The organism is Candidatus Filomicrobium marinum (genome assembly GCF_000981545.1).
Classification (GTDB): Bacteria; Pseudomonadota; Alphaproteobacteria; order Rhizobiales; family Hyphomicrobiaceae; genus Filomicrobium; species Filomicrobium insigne.
On the sequence record NZ_LN829119.1, the window covers coordinates 1 to 16,072 of the forward strand.

Genomic DNA, 16,072 nt, shown 5'->3' on the forward strand with positions numbered 1-16,072 from the left:
CCCCCACCCCTATCCTCCCCCCCGTCCCGTCCGACCGAGGGCGCGGCGCGAACTGGGCGTCGTGGTTCGGGGGCTGCACGTGGGAAGCCGGTACCCATCAGCTGGACAGCGGGAATTGCATGGCGGCTTCGCCTCAAGGTCGAGGCGGGGCGACCGTGGGATAGCGGGATGATCTCGCGGGCCATGCCGTAGAGCGCGTGCAGCGCGGGGTGGCGTGTGCCCATCCCTTGTTTTTTGGCCTCAGGCCCGCCACCCCGTCCTTCGGGCTTGGTGTTCCCACGCGCACTTGTCGTGGTGTCTACATTTAAACGCGGCGCGAGTCGTCGCATTACGATCTGCTGGCACGCCGGTAGTCCTGTTCGACGTAGCTGGTGCATCGTCAACGAGGTCAACGGCATTAACCGCGTCGTCTACGACATCACCTCAAAGCCACCGGGCACAATTGAGTGGGAGTGATCTGCCAGCTGATATAATTGTGCAGGTCATGTGTTCTCGTGTGGGAACGATGTTGAGATCGTAAGCGGATTTCCGACCGGGAGTCGATGAAACCAGGAGGCGTTGATGATCCGGGGCTTTTTGAATGAGGGCGGCCGCTTGAGAGCGGTTGAGGAGGTGTCAACGCTTCCAGAAAGTATGGTCTGGATCGATCTCGTTAGTCCTACGCATGAGGAGGAAAAAGAACTCGAAAAGAGCCTTGGCATCGATCTGCCCACCAAGGAGGAGATGGAGGAGATAGAAATTTCTTCGCGCCTCTATCATGAGAATGGCGCGGCGTTCATGACAGCAATTCTCCCTGCACGCGCGGATGGCGATGATCCGGATATGCAGCCTGTGACGTTCGTTCTGACGGAGACCCGGCTGGTGACCATTCGGTATCACGAGCCGCGAGCCTTTACGACATTCCCCATGCGCGCCGAAAAGGTTCCGATGGGATGTGAAACGGGCGAGGGCGTATTGATCGCTCTTCTCGAAGCAATCGTCGATCGCCTCGCTGATATTTTAGAGCGGGATGGTCGCGATATCGATGCCATTTCGCGTGATATCTTCCAGCGCAAAGGCGCCAGGCCGACCAAGAGCAAAGATTTTCAGAAGACGCTTGAGACCATCGGTCAAAAGGGGGACTTAACCTCGAAGATACGTGACAGTCTTGTTACGCTTGAACGCCTGATCGGCTTTCTCGGGCACTGCACGATTCAACGAAAAAGCGGCAAGGAGACACGCGAGCGGGTGAGGACCCTCGCGCGTGATTTACGTTCGCTCGCAGACCATGCGAGTTTTCTTTCGCAGAAGATCACGTTCCTGCTCGATGCCACGCTCGGCATGATCAACATCGAGCAGAATGCCATCATCAAGATTTTCTCGGTCGCTGCGGTCGTGTTCCTGCCGCCAACGCTCATCGCTTCTATTTATGGTATGAATTTCAAATTCATGCCCGAGCTTGATGAGGCTTACGGATATCCGACGGCACTCGCATTGATGGTGTTCTCAGCGATCCTGCCCTACGTCTATTTCAAGTATCGTCGCTGGCTTTAGGCCAAGACCTGATCGCTCAGGTCTGGCCACAAGAAACGTGGAAATTTACGATGTCGGTGGAATATCGAGAGCTGGTTGATAGCTGAGGACTGCAAGTTCTCGTGAGTTGGTTTCAGGGCTGAGGGAAAACCAGACACGATGACAACGGATAAACAGCGAACCCCTTACCATGCAATTTCCGTCGCCGATGCTCTGGCCGCTATGGGGGTGTCGGCTGAAGGCCTGAGTGCACAAGAGGCTGAGCGCCGCCTGGAGCACTACGGGTTCAATTGCTTGCCGGAGCCGCCGAAGCGTAGCGCCTTGGTGCGCTTCCTAAGCCAGTTCAACAACATTCTGATTTATGTGTTGGTTGCGTCGGCTGTCGTTACCGCGGCCTTGCAGCATTGGGTGGATACAGGCGTCATCCTGGCGGTGGTGCTGGTGAATGCGGTGATCGGCTTCATTCAGGAGGGGCGCGCCGAGCAGGCAATGGAGGCGATCCGGGGAATGCTGGCGCCGCGATCGGCCGTGTTGAGGGACGGTCGGCGATGCAGTGAGGACGCCGATCAACTGGTGCCAGGCGACATTGTTCTGGTCGAAGCGGGCGATCGCGTGCCGGCGGATCTACGGCTGATCGAAGCCCGTGGGCTTAATGTGGACGAGGCTATTCTTACCGGTGAATCTGTTCCCGTAGAAAAGACAACGGAGCCGGTTTTGCCTGAGGCCGCGTTGGGTGACCGCAGTTCAATGCTTTTTAGCGGTACGCTCGTGACCGCTGGTACTGCGCGCGGGCTTGTCGTTGCGACAGGGGGATCAACGCAGATCGGTCGGATAAGTGGGATGCTCTCTACCGTGGAGATGCTGACCACACCGCTCGTGCATCAGATGGATATTTTCGCCCGCTGGCTCACGATCTTCATCCTGCTGATTGCTTCCACCCTTTTGGTTTATGGCTATTTTGTCGGCCACCTCCCATTTTCAGAGCTTTTCATGGCTGTGGTGGGATTATCGGTTGCGGCAATTCCCGAAGGGCTGCCTGCTGTGCTGACCGTCACCCTATCGGTTGGTGTGCAGGCTATGGCGCGCCGGAACGCGATTGTTCGCCGCTTGCCAGCCATCGAGACGTTGGGGTCGGTATCGGTGATTTGCTCGGACAAGACCGGTACGCTCACCCGCAACGAAATGATGGTTGCCGCGCTTGCTGCGTCCGGACACGTCTATTCGGTTGCCGGCGAGGGATACGCGCCTAAGGGCGCGGTGCGCTTGCGTGAGGCCGAGGTCCATCCTCCGGAACATGTGGTCTTGATGGAATTCGCGCGCGCCGCCGCGCTGTGCAACGACGCGATGCTCCACAATGTGCAGGACGGATGGCGGGTCGAGGGTGATCCGATGGAAGGTGCCCTGTTGGTGCTCGCGGGGAAGATTACCGGTGATGGTGCCGAACCCTTTCGCGGCTGGATACGTACGGATGCTATTCCCTTCGATGCGGCGCATCGCTACATGGCCGTGCTCCATCACGATCACGAAGGCCATGCCAGCATTTACGTTAAGGGAGCCCCTGAGGCTGTGTTGGCGATGTGTACGAACCAACGGGCTCTTGATAACGGTATCGCCCCGCTTACCCCGGGCTACTGGCATGACATGGTGGAAAGGCTCGCCGCAGAAGGTCAGCGCGTGATCGCGGTCGCTGTGCGCGAGGTGGCTCAGGACCACACGGTTCTCAACACATCGGATCTCGACGGTCAGATGACGTTGATCGGTCTGATCGGGCTGATTGATCCGCCCCGTGCCGAGGCCGTCGAGGCTGTGGCCGCGTGCCATGGCGCAGGTATTCGCGTGAAAATGATCACAGGCGATCATGCCGCTACCGCGCGTGCGATCGCAGCCCAGATCGGGCTCAAGAACGCCGAGAACGTCTTGACCGGTTCGGACATTGAGACAATGGACGATGCCGTTCTTGCTGAAGTGGCTGTCTCAACCGATGTCTTTGCCCGCACATCTCCGAGGCACAAGCTGCGACTGGTGACCGCGCTGCAATCGCGTGGGCTGACAGTCGCCATGACCGGTGATGGGGTGAACGATGCTCCGGCGCTCAAGCGCGCGGATGCGGGCATCGCGATGGGGCGCAAGGGTAGCGAAGCCGCAAAAGAGGCCGCCGAACTGGTTTTGGCTGACGACAATTTTGCTTCAATCGTAGCGGCGGTGCGTGAAGGCCGGACGGTCTACGACAACATTAAAAAGGTCATCAGCTGGACGCTCCCCACCAGTGCGGGTGAGGCGATGACGATCATCGTGGCGTTATTTGCCGGGTTGGCGCTTCCCATTACGGCGGTGCAGATACTCTGGATCAACCTTATCACGGCCGTCACTTTGGGATTGGCGCTTGCCTTCGAGCCGAGTGAGTCCGGTACCATGCGCCGTCCACCTCGACCGCGCGATGAGCCGCTTCTCACGGGCGGGCTGATTTGGCATATCATATTGATTTCGATGCTTTTCCTGGTCGCGGTCTTCGGTATCTATGCTTACGCGACCAGTCGGTCCTATCCTCCGGCGCTGGCGCAGACGATGGCGATGAATACGCTTGTCGTGCTGGAGATTTTCCATCTGTTCTTTATCAGGAATATCTATAGCACGTCACTTACGTGGGCCGCCGTACGCGGCACGCCGATTGTCTGGGGTTGCGTCATTACCGTAACGGTCGCGCAGTTTGCGATCACCTACTTACCTGTGTTCCAAGCGGCTTTCGGTACGCAGTCGGTATCATTGCAAGATGGCATGCTGACCGTCGCTGTCGGCGTTGTGTTCTTCATGCTCATCGAAACCGAAAAGCAGATGCGGCTCGCCTTCCGGAGGCCAGCGCCAGGTGAGGGATCGCAGGCGAGGGACTGATAGCGAGATGATCCCTCTAGGGCCGGTGGGCCTGCAATAGAGGTTACAGCGAGATTTTTTCCAGGCGATGACGAAGCTGCCGTCCGGCGAAATCAAGAAAGCTGCGCATTTTAACGGGCAGGGCACCTTGGCCTTGATGGAGTAGGTAGACGGGCAGAGGTTCGGATTCGAACGCGGCCAAGGCTACGCGTAATTTGCCTTCCTTCACCGCATGTTCAGCCTGATATGACAGGACGCGAGTGACGCCAACGCCGGCGATGGCAGCGTCTAGCGCTGCCTCCGCCGTATTGACCGAAAGACGAGACTGAACACGAATACTACGCTGGCGGCCCTTTGCGCGACCGCCGAACGTCCATGCATCTGAGGCTCTGAGCGTATCGAAGGTGACGCAGGGTATGTCGGTGAGATCGGCGGGGGTTCTTGGCCGCCCATATGTCTCGAAATAGGCGGGGCTGCCGCAAACGACATAGCGGACAGCTCCAACGCGTTTGGCGATCATCGAACTGTCAGCAAGCGTGCCGATGCGCACAGCCAAGTCGATATCGTTCTCAAGCAAATGAACGTTTCGATCTGACAGCCACATGCGGATGTTGATGTCGGGATAGGTTGCGAGAAACGCATTCACTACCGGCAAGACATGAAGGCGACCGAATACGATTGGTGCGGTGAGGACGAGTTCCCCCCGCGGTGCAGTTTGTTCGCCTGATGCTTTCCTTTCCGCATCGTTGACCTCGTCCAGGATTTGTTTGCAGGACTGGTAGTAGTCGGTACCGGAGTCCGTCAGCGTTAGTTTGCGCGTCGTACGGGTCAGGAGACGAACTCCAAGGTGATCTTCCAACTCGGCGAGCTTCCGGCTGACGGTCGGTAGCGGCATATTCAATCTGCGGCCGGTGCCCGTGAGGCTTCCGGTTTCGACAGTCGTCACGAAGATAGACATCGCTTCGAAGCGATCCATTTTTTCTCTCAATATTTGAAATAGTATATCTCAAATATAACGTATTCTCTCATATTTGAGAAGCTCTCATCTTGTCGTTGCCGGTCTTCAGAGCCCAGTCACGAGCAAGAGAGGCAGCCGCTATGGTCTACGGATTTCTCGACATTGCTATTACGCCGAGCGTTCGTGCTGCCCAGGCTGAGATGGGAAGCGACCACCTTTGGCAGGATTTTCGCGGGCACCGCACATTCGACCGGTTCACTCCGAACGAAGTTGCTTTCATCGTGCAGCGAGACAGCTTCTACATGGCTACGGTATCGGAAACCGGCTGGCCCTACGTCCAGCATCGTGGCGGGGCGGCGGGGTTCCTGAAGGTCATCGACGAAAAGACGCTGGCGTTCGCGGATTACCGGGGGAACCGGCAGTACATCAGTCTCGGCAACCTCAAGGCGGATGATCGCGCAGCGCTGATCCTTGTGGACTATGCGCGCCGGGCGCGTCTCAAAATTTACGCACGCACTGAGGTGCTCGGTCTCGCAGACGATCTCGCCCTTACCGAAGAGGTTCTCGATCCGGCTTATCGGGCGAAGCCTGAACGACTCTTTCGACTTCACCTTGAAGCTTTCGATTGGAACTGCGCGCAGCACATCACCCCACGTTTCACCGAAGCCGAGATCACGACGGCGATCGAGCCTCTGCGTGAGCGTCTCATGATGCTCGAAACGGAGAACGCCGAACTGAAGGCGCGGCTTGGTGAGTGAATTATGCCCGTGAGGGGCAGTGACCTAGGAGAACGACAAATGAGCAGTATTCATTATCGCAGCACCGACGTTGACGGTGTGAAGGTTTTTTATCGGGAAGCTGGCTCGGAGGGCGCTGAGAAACTTTTGCTGTTGCACGGGTTTCCGAGCTCAAGCCACATGTTCCGAGACCTGATCCCGCTGTTGGCCGACCGCTATCACATCATTGCTCCGGATCTGCCGGGCTTTGGGCAGTCAGACAATCCGAAGGTGAATAGCTTCGATTCCATCGCGGATACGATCGAGCGCTTCACTGAAATCGTCGGGTTCGATCGCTTCGCTGTCTACGTGTTCGATTACGGCGCTCCCACTGGTTTCCGCCTTGCGGTTCGCCATCCCGAACGGATCACTGCCATCATCTCCCAGAATGGCAATGCGTATGTCGAGGGACTGAGCGAGGGATGGAATCCCATACGCGCCTATTGGGAGGATGCGTCGCAGGCTAATCGCGACGCGCTTCGGGCACTGCTGACGCTGGAAACGACGCGCTGGCAATATGTTCACGGGGTCCCGGATGAGACGGAGGTTTCCCCGGATGGCTACACGCTCGACGACTATTATATCAGCCGCCCCGGAGCCGGTACGGTACAGCTTGATCTGTTCGGTGATTACAAGAACAACGTCGCGCTTTACCCGATGTTTCAGGAGTATTTTCGTACCCACAAGCCGCGCTTTCTCGCGGTGTGGGGGCGGAACGATCCTTTCTTCCTTCCGCCTGGGGCTGAAGCTTTTAAGCGGGATATCCCAGATGCGCGGGTGACCTTTTTCGAGACCGGTCACTTCGCATTGGAAACGCATGCAATAGAAATCGCGGCGGAAATCGGTGAGTTTCTTGGGTGAGTGCGGGGTGCGGAGGGGCCATCAAGAGGGATGGCCCGCTCTTTATTCGTCTCGCAGCTTGACGATGTCGTGCATCAAACCGCCGGTGCCGTTGTGGATCGTCAGGCGTTCGACCCTGCCGGCAATTGCTTCCAGAGCCTCCAGCTCCTTCAAGCGCAGCATGACCGGGTTTTCGGCCATGACCTTTGCGGTGTTCAGAAGCGAGCGGGTTGCGTTCGTTTCTTCACGCCGACGGATCACGTTGGCTTCGGCCTGCTTTTCAGCCGCGACGACCTGGTTCAGGATCTCGCGCATTTCGCCCGGCAATACGACGTCCTTCAGCGCGATATCCAAGACCTCAACGCCGATTGCAGCCATGTCTGCCTTCACCTTGCCGGCGGCCTCCTCGTCGATGGTCACCTTCTTCTCAAGGATTTGGTCGAGGCTCAGTGCGCCAAGGGTCTTGCGGAAGGCGAACTGCAAGGCGCGGTAGAGGCTGTCCGAAAAGTCCTTTACCGCTGAGACAGCGAGAACCGGATCGGTCACACGGTATTCCGCCGCGAGGTTGATGCGGATCGTCACGCGATCCTTCGTCAGTACCTCTTGGCCGGTGACGTCGACCGACTGCCGCTTCAGGTCGATTTGCTTCACCGTTGCTGTCCGTCCTGCCTTCCAGAAGCCGTAGACGCCAGGTTCCAACGTCTCGACGTAGACGCCGTCGATGAAGAGCAATCCGGCATGACCTTCGGCCACCGTGGCGCCGGTGATGATGTTCATCTTGCCGGCAAGCACTAGTCGCCGCAGGAGGTCGGGATCGATGCGCAAGTCCGTGGAGATGTCGATGTGCGTCGCGCTCCACGGACCGGCGTCGGCCCATACGGTCAATTTGCTATCTGGCGGAAGAACGTCGAAGGGACGACCGTCGCGTTCGATGACAGCAACTTCGGTACGGCCCGTGCGAAAGACGCTCAGGTGCTTAGCTGCCACGTCCGGGAGCTTGTCGAACAAGGGCTTCTCGTACGGAGATTTGAACACCGCACCAGTGATGATGTCGTAAGGTACGACCTCCAGGCTCTTGCGCCAGTTCGGCAGGACATGTTCGCCCGGTCCGGCAATGCTCAACAGCTTGCCGTTCTGGAAGACGATGGCACGTTGATTTTCCTGCACCCGAAAGCGCATGCGGCCCATAAGTTCGTCGAGAAGCTTCATCAGCATGTTCGTTACTCCTGTCGGGCATGGCTATGGCATGCGTCGATCGTCCTTTCGTTGTTTGAGCCTTTGTCCCGCATGGCGCGGGACAGGTATTTTCGATGCCGGTCATGAAGCCGGGGACCGCTGGCATCTACGCGCAGCGGATCGCAGGGAGCGGGCATCGCGGCGGTTGCACGGACCTACGGACCAAAGCCCGCGTGCTGGCGCAAACGCGTCTTAGCCGTCACCTGAAATCAGGCGGCGCATAAACGGCATGGGACCTTCCGCTTCGTTCGTGCCCGAAGGTACGAGCGTTGTTTTCAGTCCTTCCGCATTCCGGTCCCCGGCCCCGTTTGGACAACACCTTGGAAGGGTGGAGCTGGTTTTTGAGGCCAGCAGTGGAGAAGGATTCGAACCTTCGACGGTCAGATTATCAGTCTGATGCTCTACCCAATTGAGCTATCCAATGGTGAAGTTTGCGGGAGTCGAACCCACGACCTCCGGACAAATGTCCGGTGCTCTACCGCTGAGCTAAAACCCCAACCGATCTTCCCGTCGTGGCTCCGTACACAGGGCTGGCAAGGCCGCCTGCGCGGGTGGAGTTCAGGAACTCCAGCCGTTGTGCTCACGCCGGTTTTGTTGACCGGGGAGCGCGCGTATAGGTCTCGAATACGCCTTTCACAAGGCAGAATGTCAGATAGCTGCGTAAGCCGCGCGAGACTTGGAAAGTTAGAGCTGTTTCGGTTCCGATTACACTCCACCGCCAACGCGGAGGACGGTTGCCGTCACATACGAGGCTTCGTCTGAGAGAAGCCAGAGCACGGTTTTTGCGATTTCTTCAGGTTGGGCGATGCGCCCGATAGGGACGCGCGCAACAATGCGCTTTGGACGATCAGGGTCGCCGCCTGCGCCATGAATATCCGTGTAAGCTGTCCCTGGTGCAACCGCATTCACGCGGATGCCTGATGCGGCGACTTCCTTGCCGAGGCCGATGGTCAGCGTGTCCACGGCGCCCTTCGTGGCTGCGTAGTGGACGTACTCTCCGGGAGAACCGAGGGTTGCCGCGACCGAAGATATGTTTACGAGGCGTCCGGGAATGGATGCAGCTTGCCATCTGCGGATGGCTTCTTGGGCCATGAACATCGTCCCAAGCAGGTTCACGTCTATCGTGCGACGCAGGATGTCGACAGGGACCTCGCTAAAGGCCCCAATCCGCCCGGTCATTCCGGCGTTGTTTACAACGGCGGTCACAGGGCCGAATTGGGCTGACGCTTCATCGAAAAAAGAAGAGGTAAAGCTCGCGTTGGCGACATCGCCCTGAATGGCTTGGAGGCGCGCGCCTTCGGCGGCAAGTTCGCCGACCAACGATTGCGCTGATGCTATATCCGACTGGTAGCTGAAGCCTACAGCGTAGCCCCGCGCGACTGCTTCACGCACGATCGCGGCGCCGATGCCACGGCTTCCGCCCGTAACCAACAGAACATCGCTGTCGTGAGTTTGAGCACTTTGCACCGCCGGCAAATGTTTTCTCCCTCATTTTTTGGGGAGTTTGCCAATATTATTGTGCCGCTCCAACATATTTATTGTGTGGGTTGACCAGAGAGCTATTCGCCTGATGTTTCATTTGGATCGACATCAGGTGTCGTTTCTCCGGTGGCAATAACCTTTCGGGAAGGTGACGCTGTCTCGACGGAGAATTTTCCAGCTGCGGCTGCCGCTTGTTGATATGCGGCCCCGGGTAACGTGGACATCCCGCTCCCAACTTTTACTTGCTCGTTTGTCTCAGTATTTCTGCTTGTCATCCGCTCAGGCTGAGTGGATTTAAAAAGCGACAACGCTGCGTTGTTAAGTGAAGAGATTGTCGTCATTTTTCCCGGCTCCTGGAACGACGAGTTATTTTTGGCTCGTGCGAATCAGATCAATCTTTTGCCGGGCGTGATTAGATCAGTTCCCTGATAGAACGCATACATCTCCGCGCATATGCCTGTGGAAGAATCACTCGGTGTGCGGTGGCGTTTTGTACGAGACGCGATGAGCTATTTGGTGGTCTTTGCCAATCGCATTGCGATGCGACGCTAATTTCTCAAGCGTTTTCATAAACGACCGCAAGACGTGCGCATCGTTTGCTGAGCTTATTTCCGCACACACGTTCGGAAGAAGCGGGATATCTCAAAAAAATCGCCGGCTCATGTCACACCGAGGTCTCCGACCTCGTCTTTGAGGTTGAAGCGCAGCGATTTACCCATCGGTGAGTGAGAGAAGTAGCTATGAATAGATTTTTGTTTGCTTTGGTTCTTGCGGTGGTTTTCGTGGCTCCGGCCAAAGCTCACGGCGAAAAAGCCAACGTTACGGTTGTTTACGAGCACGTTCTGCCCAATGTTCCAGGCAAGAGCATCAAGGCGGTTCTTGTCGAATATGGCCCGGGTGGTTCCAGCCCTGGTCATACGCATGCAAGTTCGGCCTTTATTTATGCAACCGTCCTTGAAGGCGCAATCAACAGTGCCGTCAATGGCGGGCCTGTTGTGACCTATCGTGCTGGCGAGAGCTTCTCGGAGAATCCCGGAGATCGGCACGATGTTAGCTCCAATGCCAGCGCCACTGAACCTGCAAAGCTGTTGGCCGTCTTCATCGTGGACACCGATGAAAAAGAGCTCACGACACCTTATCGCGACTGACTCTTTCAAAAAAGGCGATGCATCATGTCACTTCCGTTGGTGCTGCGTCGTCAACTGGGCAGAACCCTCGTCCAAGATTGGAGATGATCATGACACCGCGTTTGAACGACCCACATAAAGCCGCTCCCGCTGTAATCAAGGCGATGGTGGGCGTCGAGACTGCACTGAGAGACTGTGGGCTTGAACACAGTCTGCTCGAACTTGTGAAATTGCGCGCTTCGCAGATCAATGGCTGTGCTTTTTGTATTCATATGCACACCACCGACATGCGTAAGAACGGTGAACCTGAGATGCGCCTATACATGCTTGATGCATGGCGTGAGTCTTCTCTTTACACGCCGCGCGAGCGGGCGGCGCTTGCCTGGACCGAAGCGCTCACGCGGTTGTCGGATACGCATGCACCCGATGCTGACTATGAGCTGGTGAAGGCGGAATTTACCGAAGCTGAACAAGTGAACCTGACGCTTGCCATTGGTGCCATTAATGTCTGGAACCGGCTTCAAGTTGGTTTCCGAGTCGCTCACCCCGTGGATAATGCGCGTGACGCAGCCTGATAAGAGTACAGATCTTTTTGAAGCGCAGCGGCCGCGGCTGCTGCGCATCGCTTATCGCATGCTTGGGTCGATGACAGAGGCCGAAGACATCGTGCAAGAAGCTTGGCTTCGTTGGGCGGGTGTGGATGGAACGAATGTGCGCGAACCTGCGGCCTATCTCAACCGGACGGTTACGCGGCTTTGTCTCGATGTCATGAAATCAGCTCGGGCTCGGCGGGAAACTTATTTCGGTTCATGGCTTCCTGACCCTATCGTCGAGCCGGAGAATGACGATATGCGGTTTGACGAGTTGACGTTGACGCTCATGTTGGCGTTGGAGCGGCTGTCTCCGCTGGAGCGCGCGGCGTTTCTATTGCACGACGTGTTTGGGGTTCCGCTTGACGAGATCGCGGAGACCCTGAACCGCGAGCCTTCCGCAATACGCCAGCTTGCGGTACGGGCGCGGCGTCACGTTCAGGAGGACCGGCCACGCTTTAAAGTGGCGCGGGAGGATGGCGACCGTATTGCACGGGCCTTCTTTCATGCTTCAACGAACGGCGACCTTGAGGGACTTCGTGCCTTACTGACACACGATGTCGTCATCAGGTCTGATGGTGGGGGTAAGGTGTTGGCATTCCGCAATCCAATCGTTGGGATCGACCGTGTTCTGCGCATGTTTGCTGGGCTATATCGGAAACATGTATCGCAGTCGGCGATTTTGATCCGGCCTGTCTGGATTGACGGATTACCCGGTTACATTAGTCGGGAGCATGGTAAGTTTCTGCAGACCACAGCATTCGAGATCGCGGATGGACGGATCGCTGCGATCTATATCACTCGCAATCCCGACAAGTTGGCTCATATCGCTGAATTGACGTGAAAAGATTCTGGAGTTTGAGATTCGAGCTCCGGTTCTTGAAAGCGCAGCCAGCTTTGGGGGCTTAGCCTTCAGTTGGAATGCCGAAAATTGCAGCGGCGAGTGAGATAGTCGCAAGACTTCCGAACCAAACCAAGCGTGCTGGGCGACGCGTTACATCTGGCGCCGCAAAGGTCACGAATCCCGCAACGACGCACTGCAGAAAGTAATAAAACGCGAAAGCGCGCGAGGCGTGCGCAATTATTTCGAAAACGCTTCCGCTCCAGACAAGGGCAATCGCCACGGTTGCGATCGCGGGATAGTAATAACTGAGCGGGAAACGTTCGGGGAGAGTTGCGTGAAGGAGACCGGCAGCTCCGATCGCGTCGGCGATGGATGCCGAGAACTGCGATGCGACCGCGGCCCCTGTCAGCATGATCGGTAGCACGAACGCCAGTTTGCCGACAATGTCGATGATGGCTGCAACCTCGCCCTTCGCAAAGTGGTTTTGAAACATGACGGTCGCAAGCGCGAAGAATGCGAGATAGATCGCGCCGGAAATCAATTGCGCGTTTCGCATCGTGCGAACACGGAGGGCCGGGGGGTACTGGCCCGCTAAAAATCGGGATGTTTCAAATCCCTGCACGACGATGACAAAGCCGCAGAGTATGCGGATCGCTTCACTATCCAGGTGCGTTGTCAGATCTCGGAGGTGCCAGGTGCCCGTCGTGCTAAGGTGAATGTTGTGAAGGGCGAGGGCGGCGAGGATGGCTGCGATGACCGCGAGCTTGAACCCCACCGCATATTCTTCCAGACCTTCAAGTCCCCGGAGGCCGCGGATAAATCCAAAGCCGCCAATGAAGGCGAGGAAGAGTGTCGTCATGCTGCGCGCCATCAACGGGTCGTCGATCCCCACACCTTTCAATAGGAAAATCGAGAGGAGGGAGAGGTAGTAGGCGACGGAGACAAAGTAGGCTCCTGCGAGCACGACGTGGGAGATACGTTCGGAGAGATAGGCAAGTGATCCGGCTCCGTTGCGTGGACCTGTCCTGAAAAGTGGTTCACCGTGGAGAATATTGAAGCGGATTGCGCCTCCTACGCAGTATGCGAAAACGATCAGCGCGGTCATGCCGAACAGCGCATAGTTGCCCAACACGCTGGCCAGCAGAGGAACGGAGACGAGAAATCCCGAGCCAATAATGGAAGCAAGCGGGGTGACGGTGGCCCGGTAGGTGGGACTGTCTACCAATCGCTTGGAAAAGAGGATTGTGATTGCTACGGCGGTCGTCAGGATCAATGCCACGTTGAGGGCGATCGTCAAAAGTCAAATCCTTTCGTCAAGCGTAGCGGTTGCTGGCTGCCGCGATGTCCTTGGTAATCACCGATACGTGGCCGCGTGTCAAAGGTCGGACGCGTTGTTGGGGTAGGGCGGAAATGGATGTGGAATGAACGCGTGATGTGTATCGGGACGAGGGTTTCTGCGGCATCACTGACGTGATGAATTTGGTGCAATCGCGCGAGGAGGGCGTTGATGGCGAAGTCTGTCACGATATACGGGATCAAGAACTGCGACACGATGAAGAAAGCGCGGGCCTGGCTTGATGCGCATGACGTTGCATTCTCTTTTCATGACTACAAGACGCAGGGCTTTGAAAAGAGCATGCTGGAAAAATGGGTCGGCAAAGTTGGGTGGGAAATCCTCTTAAACCGGTCTGGGACGACATTTCGTAAGCTGCCGGAGGCCGACAAAACCAGTCTCGATGAAGCGAAGGCTGTCGCGTTGATGCTTGCTCAGCCGTCGATGATTAAACGGCCGGTTCTGGATGTGGGCGGTGGGAAGTTGATCGTTGGCTTCAAACCTGAGACATACGCCGCGCAGTTTCGCTAAGTTTCATCCAATTTTTTGAGCCTTTCGATCATGGTCATTGCCGCTGTGGGATTTCGTTCTTTGTAGCCGCTGATGAAATAGACGAAGACGTCGTGAGCTTTCGTGCGGCCAGTCTTTTCGGATTGCGGGGTGACTGTGCTCAGGCCGTCGGGCACTTCGCCTGTAGCCCAGGTGCGTACCCGTTCCGTCCAAGCAGCAATGGCCTTCTTGGAGTAGCCCGCCGGTTCCTTTTCGCTCGATCCCATGAGCCGCGCGTAGATGAACGGCGCGGTGATGTCGGCGATCTGAGGGTATTTGGAATCGGCTGCGGTGATGATGGCGACGGCATATTTCTTGGCGAGGGCTACGAACTCTGGTGTTTTGAAGCTATCGTGGCGCACTTCGACGGCGTGACGGATCGGATGCCCGCCGATGTCTTTCGGCAAAAGCTGCAGGAAGGCTTCGAAGTCATCCGGGTCGAATTTCTTCGTGCCCATGAATTGCCAGTTGATGGGACCGAGCTTCTCCTTCAATTCCATGACACCGCTGGTGAAGAACCGCTCAATGGATTCGCCAGCTTCGGCTAGCACGCGCCTATTGGTGGTGAAGCGCGGGCCTTTCAGCGCGAAGACGAAGTCATCCGGTGTTTCGTCATACCATTTGGCGAAGGTCGGCGGTTTCAGCGAGCCATAGTAGGTGCCGTTGACCTCGATCGACGTCAGGTGACGGCTCGCATATTCGAGTTCGCGCTTCTGTGCCAGGCCGTCGGGATAGAAAACACCACGCCAAGGTTCATACGTCCAACCACCGATACCGACGCGGATGTCTGACTTTGCTCTTTTTGCCATGTGCCGTTTCCGTTGGTTAGGTTCTCGATCGCGTTTCGGAGAATGTGAGTCTTTTTTCAGATGCCAGATGTCGCTGTGTCTGCCCTGTGAGATTTCAGATTTTTGGGACCTTTCCGCGGAGATCAGACGATCGTGGCTGAATTGCATCTTGTTCCCAGTTGTGGCGTTTGGACCCGTTATTTGCCCCCTGCTCGTGGTGAACCAACCCGATGTGTGGCCGAGGCTCAACTGCAACATATCCACATCTGACGTGTTGCACGGCTCTATGATGCAGCTTGCTATGTGATCAAGGGTTCTGGCATGTTCGCGCGTATCTGTATGGGCACAATTTTTCCGCTCTCGAGGGAACTGTAATGTTAAAAATGGCAGGAAGATTTATTGCGTGCGGCGGGCTTTTGGCAGCGGTTACCTTGGGTGCGCAAGCCGCCCATGCAGCGCCCGACCTTGTAATTCAGAAGTCGGATTCAGAGGTTAAATTTGTAGGTTGTGAAGAAGGCCAACCGCTCGCGACGGGGCGTTTGGTAATCCGCAACGAAGGCGACAGTGACGCCAACCTGCGTGGTGCAAACGAACTCTTCCGCAGTTTTGTAGCGGTCTATGTTCCTGAAAACATCGACCTCATCGAGAAGGACACCAAGCGCACGAAGATGGAGCCGCGAGAGCAGCGGGCTATCGAGTTCACGCTTGGCGCTGGGAAGGTCAAGAAGGGGCGTAATTACAACGCCTTGCCGAACGGTGACAGCAGTTCGGCGGCCGATCCGGCAAAGGATGCAAAGCTCGCACGAGACATTCAGGCGTTCCTCAAGTCACGCGGCTATGTTGTTTCGGTGGACGGCGATTGGGGTGCCGGGTCAAAGCGTGCGCTGAAATCATTCCAAGAAAACCAGAAGCTTAAGGCCACGGGTGAGTGGAACGCTGAAACGCAGGCGGCGATCGAGAAACTCACCGGCGTTGCTGCCGGCATGACGGTTGATAACGTGAAGGACGCCCAAGGGCGTACTCGAATCACCATTTTCGCTGTTGTTGATCCCTACAACCTCATTGATGAGAGCAACGAGCGCAATAACATCGTTACCTATACGGGTTATCTCGCCTGCGACTGACGCTCAGCCAGTAGCTTCCGATTGTGGTGACCAGATTGGTAAGGC

15 protein-coding genes, 1 tRNA gene and 1 pseudogene are annotated in these 16,072 nt (G+C 56.8%); 10 read left to right on the forward strand and 7 right to left on the reverse strand.

Going from position 1 to position 16,072, the window contains the following annotated elements; genetic code table 11:
* Positions 1 to 375: 375 nt before the first annotated feature.
* The 3 genes and pseudogenes from YBN1229_RS00005 to YBN1229_RS00015 form a co-directional block, all read left to right on the forward strand.
* A pseudogene (locus YBN1229_RS00005) lies at positions 376 to 456 on the forward strand (GMP synthase); the annotation flags it as partial.
* A 105-nt stretch (positions 457 to 561) separates the two neighbouring features.
* On the forward strand, positions 562 to 1,533 hold the full coding sequence (corA, locus tag YBN1229_RS00010; RefSeq protein ID WP_046475158.1) for a magnesium/cobalt transporter CorA: 972 nt from the start codon (positions 562 to 564) through the stop codon (positions 1,531 to 1,533).
* A 138-nt stretch (positions 1,534 to 1,671) separates the two neighbouring features.
* Positions 1,672 to 4,401, forward strand: a complete 2,730-nt coding sequence (locus tag YBN1229_RS00015) for a cation-transporting P-type ATPase (RefSeq protein WP_046475161.1) — start codon at positions 1,672 to 1,674, stop codon at positions 4,399 to 4,401.
* Positions 4,402 to 4,444: 43 nt separating this feature from the next.
* Here the strand turns inward: YBN1229_RS00015 and YBN1229_RS00020 are convergent, their stop codons facing one another.
* Entirely contained in the window at positions 4,445 to 5,356 is a 912-nt protein-coding gene (locus YBN1229_RS00020) for a LysR family transcriptional regulator (protein ID WP_046475163.1), read from the reverse strand.
* A 122-nt stretch (positions 5,357 to 5,478) separates the two neighbouring features.
* Between YBN1229_RS00020 and YBN1229_RS00025 the strand changes: the two genes are divergently transcribed.
* Together YBN1229_RS00025 and YBN1229_RS00030 are read left to right on the forward strand one after the other, a co-directional pair.
* The gene (locus YBN1229_RS00025) at positions 5,479 to 6,096 is read left to right on the forward strand and encodes a pyridoxamine 5'-phosphate oxidase family protein (protein WP_046475165.1); all 618 of its coding nucleotides are present in this window, start codon (positions 5,479 to 5,481) and stop codon (positions 6,094 to 6,096) included.
* Between the two features lie 39 nt (positions 6,097 to 6,135).
* Entirely contained in the window at positions 6,136 to 6,975 is an 840-nt protein-coding gene (locus YBN1229_RS00030) for an alpha/beta fold hydrolase (RefSeq protein ID WP_046475167.1), read from the forward strand.
* Between the two features lie 42 nt (positions 6,976 to 7,017).
* On the opposite strand, the gene YBN1229_RS00035 is transcribed toward YBN1229_RS00030, so the two are convergent.
* From YBN1229_RS00035 to YBN1229_RS18590, 4 genes are all read right to left on the reverse strand, one after another.
* Positions 7,018 to 8,163: a slipin family protein gene (locus YBN1229_RS00035; RefSeq protein ID WP_046479712.1), complete on the reverse strand. Its 1,146-nt coding sequence runs from the start codon at positions 8,161 to 8,163 to the stop codon at positions 7,018 to 7,020.
* A gap of 449 nt (positions 8,164 to 8,612) precedes the next feature.
* Positions 8,613 to 8,686: transfer RNA gene (locus YBN1229_RS00045), tRNA-OTHER, on the reverse strand.
* 209 nt (positions 8,687 to 8,895) lie between these two features.
* The gene (locus YBN1229_RS00050) at positions 8,896 to 9,657 is read right to left on the reverse strand and encodes an SDR family oxidoreductase (RefSeq protein ID WP_046479713.1); all 762 of its coding nucleotides are present in this window, start codon (positions 9,655 to 9,657) and stop codon (positions 8,896 to 8,898) included.
* Between the two features lie 92 nt (positions 9,658 to 9,749).
* Positions 9,750 to 10,013, reverse strand: a complete 264-nt coding sequence (locus YBN1229_RS18590) for a hypothetical protein (RefSeq protein WP_139165306.1) — start codon at positions 10,011 to 10,013, stop codon at positions 9,750 to 9,752.
* A gap of 399 nt (positions 10,014 to 10,412) precedes the next feature.
* Between YBN1229_RS18590 and YBN1229_RS00055 the strand changes: the two genes are divergently transcribed.
* The 3 genes from YBN1229_RS00055 to YBN1229_RS00065 all read left to right on the forward strand — a co-directional run bounded on the left by YBN1229_RS00055 (position 10,413) and on the right by YBN1229_RS00065 (position 12,233).
* The gene (locus YBN1229_RS00055) at positions 10,413 to 10,820 is read left to right on the forward strand and encodes a cupin domain-containing protein (RefSeq protein WP_046475169.1); all 408 of its coding nucleotides are present in this window, start codon (positions 10,413 to 10,415) and stop codon (positions 10,818 to 10,820) included.
* An 89-nt stretch (positions 10,821 to 10,909) separates the two neighbouring features.
* Positions 10,910 to 11,374 carry a carboxymuconolactone decarboxylase family protein gene (locus tag YBN1229_RS00060; protein WP_046475171.1) on the forward strand — a complete coding sequence of 155 codons (465 nt, stop codon included), beginning with the start codon at positions 10,910 to 10,912 and terminating at the stop codon, positions 11,372 to 11,374.
* The gene (locus YBN1229_RS00065) at positions 11,361 to 12,233 is read left to right on the forward strand and encodes a sigma-70 family RNA polymerase sigma factor (protein WP_432264124.1); all 873 of its coding nucleotides are present in this window, start codon (positions 11,361 to 11,363) and stop codon (positions 12,231 to 12,233) included. Before YBN1229_RS00060 ends, YBN1229_RS00065 begins: the two co-directional genes overlap by 14 nt.
* 61 nt (positions 12,234 to 12,294) lie before the next feature.
* Here YBN1229_RS00065 and YBN1229_RS00070 read toward each other — a convergent pair whose 3' ends face one another.
* Positions 12,295 to 13,530, reverse strand: a complete 1,236-nt coding sequence (locus YBN1229_RS00070; RefSeq protein WP_052743569.1) for a hypothetical protein — start codon at positions 13,528 to 13,530, stop codon at positions 12,295 to 12,297.
* Positions 13,531 to 13,740: 210 nt separating this feature from the next.
* Between YBN1229_RS00070 and YBN1229_RS00075 the strand changes: the two genes are divergently transcribed.
* Positions 13,741 to 14,097 (forward strand): ArsC family reductase, encoded by a 357-nt coding sequence (locus tag YBN1229_RS00075; RefSeq protein ID WP_046475176.1) that lies wholly within the window; start codon positions 13,741 to 13,743, stop codon positions 14,095 to 14,097.
* On the opposite strand, the gene YBN1229_RS00080 is transcribed toward YBN1229_RS00075, so the two are convergent.
* Entirely contained in the window at positions 14,094 to 14,924 is an 831-nt protein-coding gene (locus YBN1229_RS00080; protein WP_046475178.1) for a DUF72 domain-containing protein, read from the reverse strand. The genes YBN1229_RS00075 and YBN1229_RS00080 overlap by 4 nt on opposite strands.
* Before the next feature lie 362 nt (positions 14,925 to 15,286).
* Here YBN1229_RS00080 and YBN1229_RS00085 point away from each other — a divergent pair, with 362 nt between their 5' ends.
* Entirely contained in the window at positions 15,287 to 16,027 is a 741-nt protein-coding gene (locus YBN1229_RS00085; protein WP_160298671.1) for a peptidoglycan-binding domain-containing protein, read from the forward strand.
* The last annotated feature ends 45 nt before the right edge of the window (positions 16,028 to 16,072 follow it).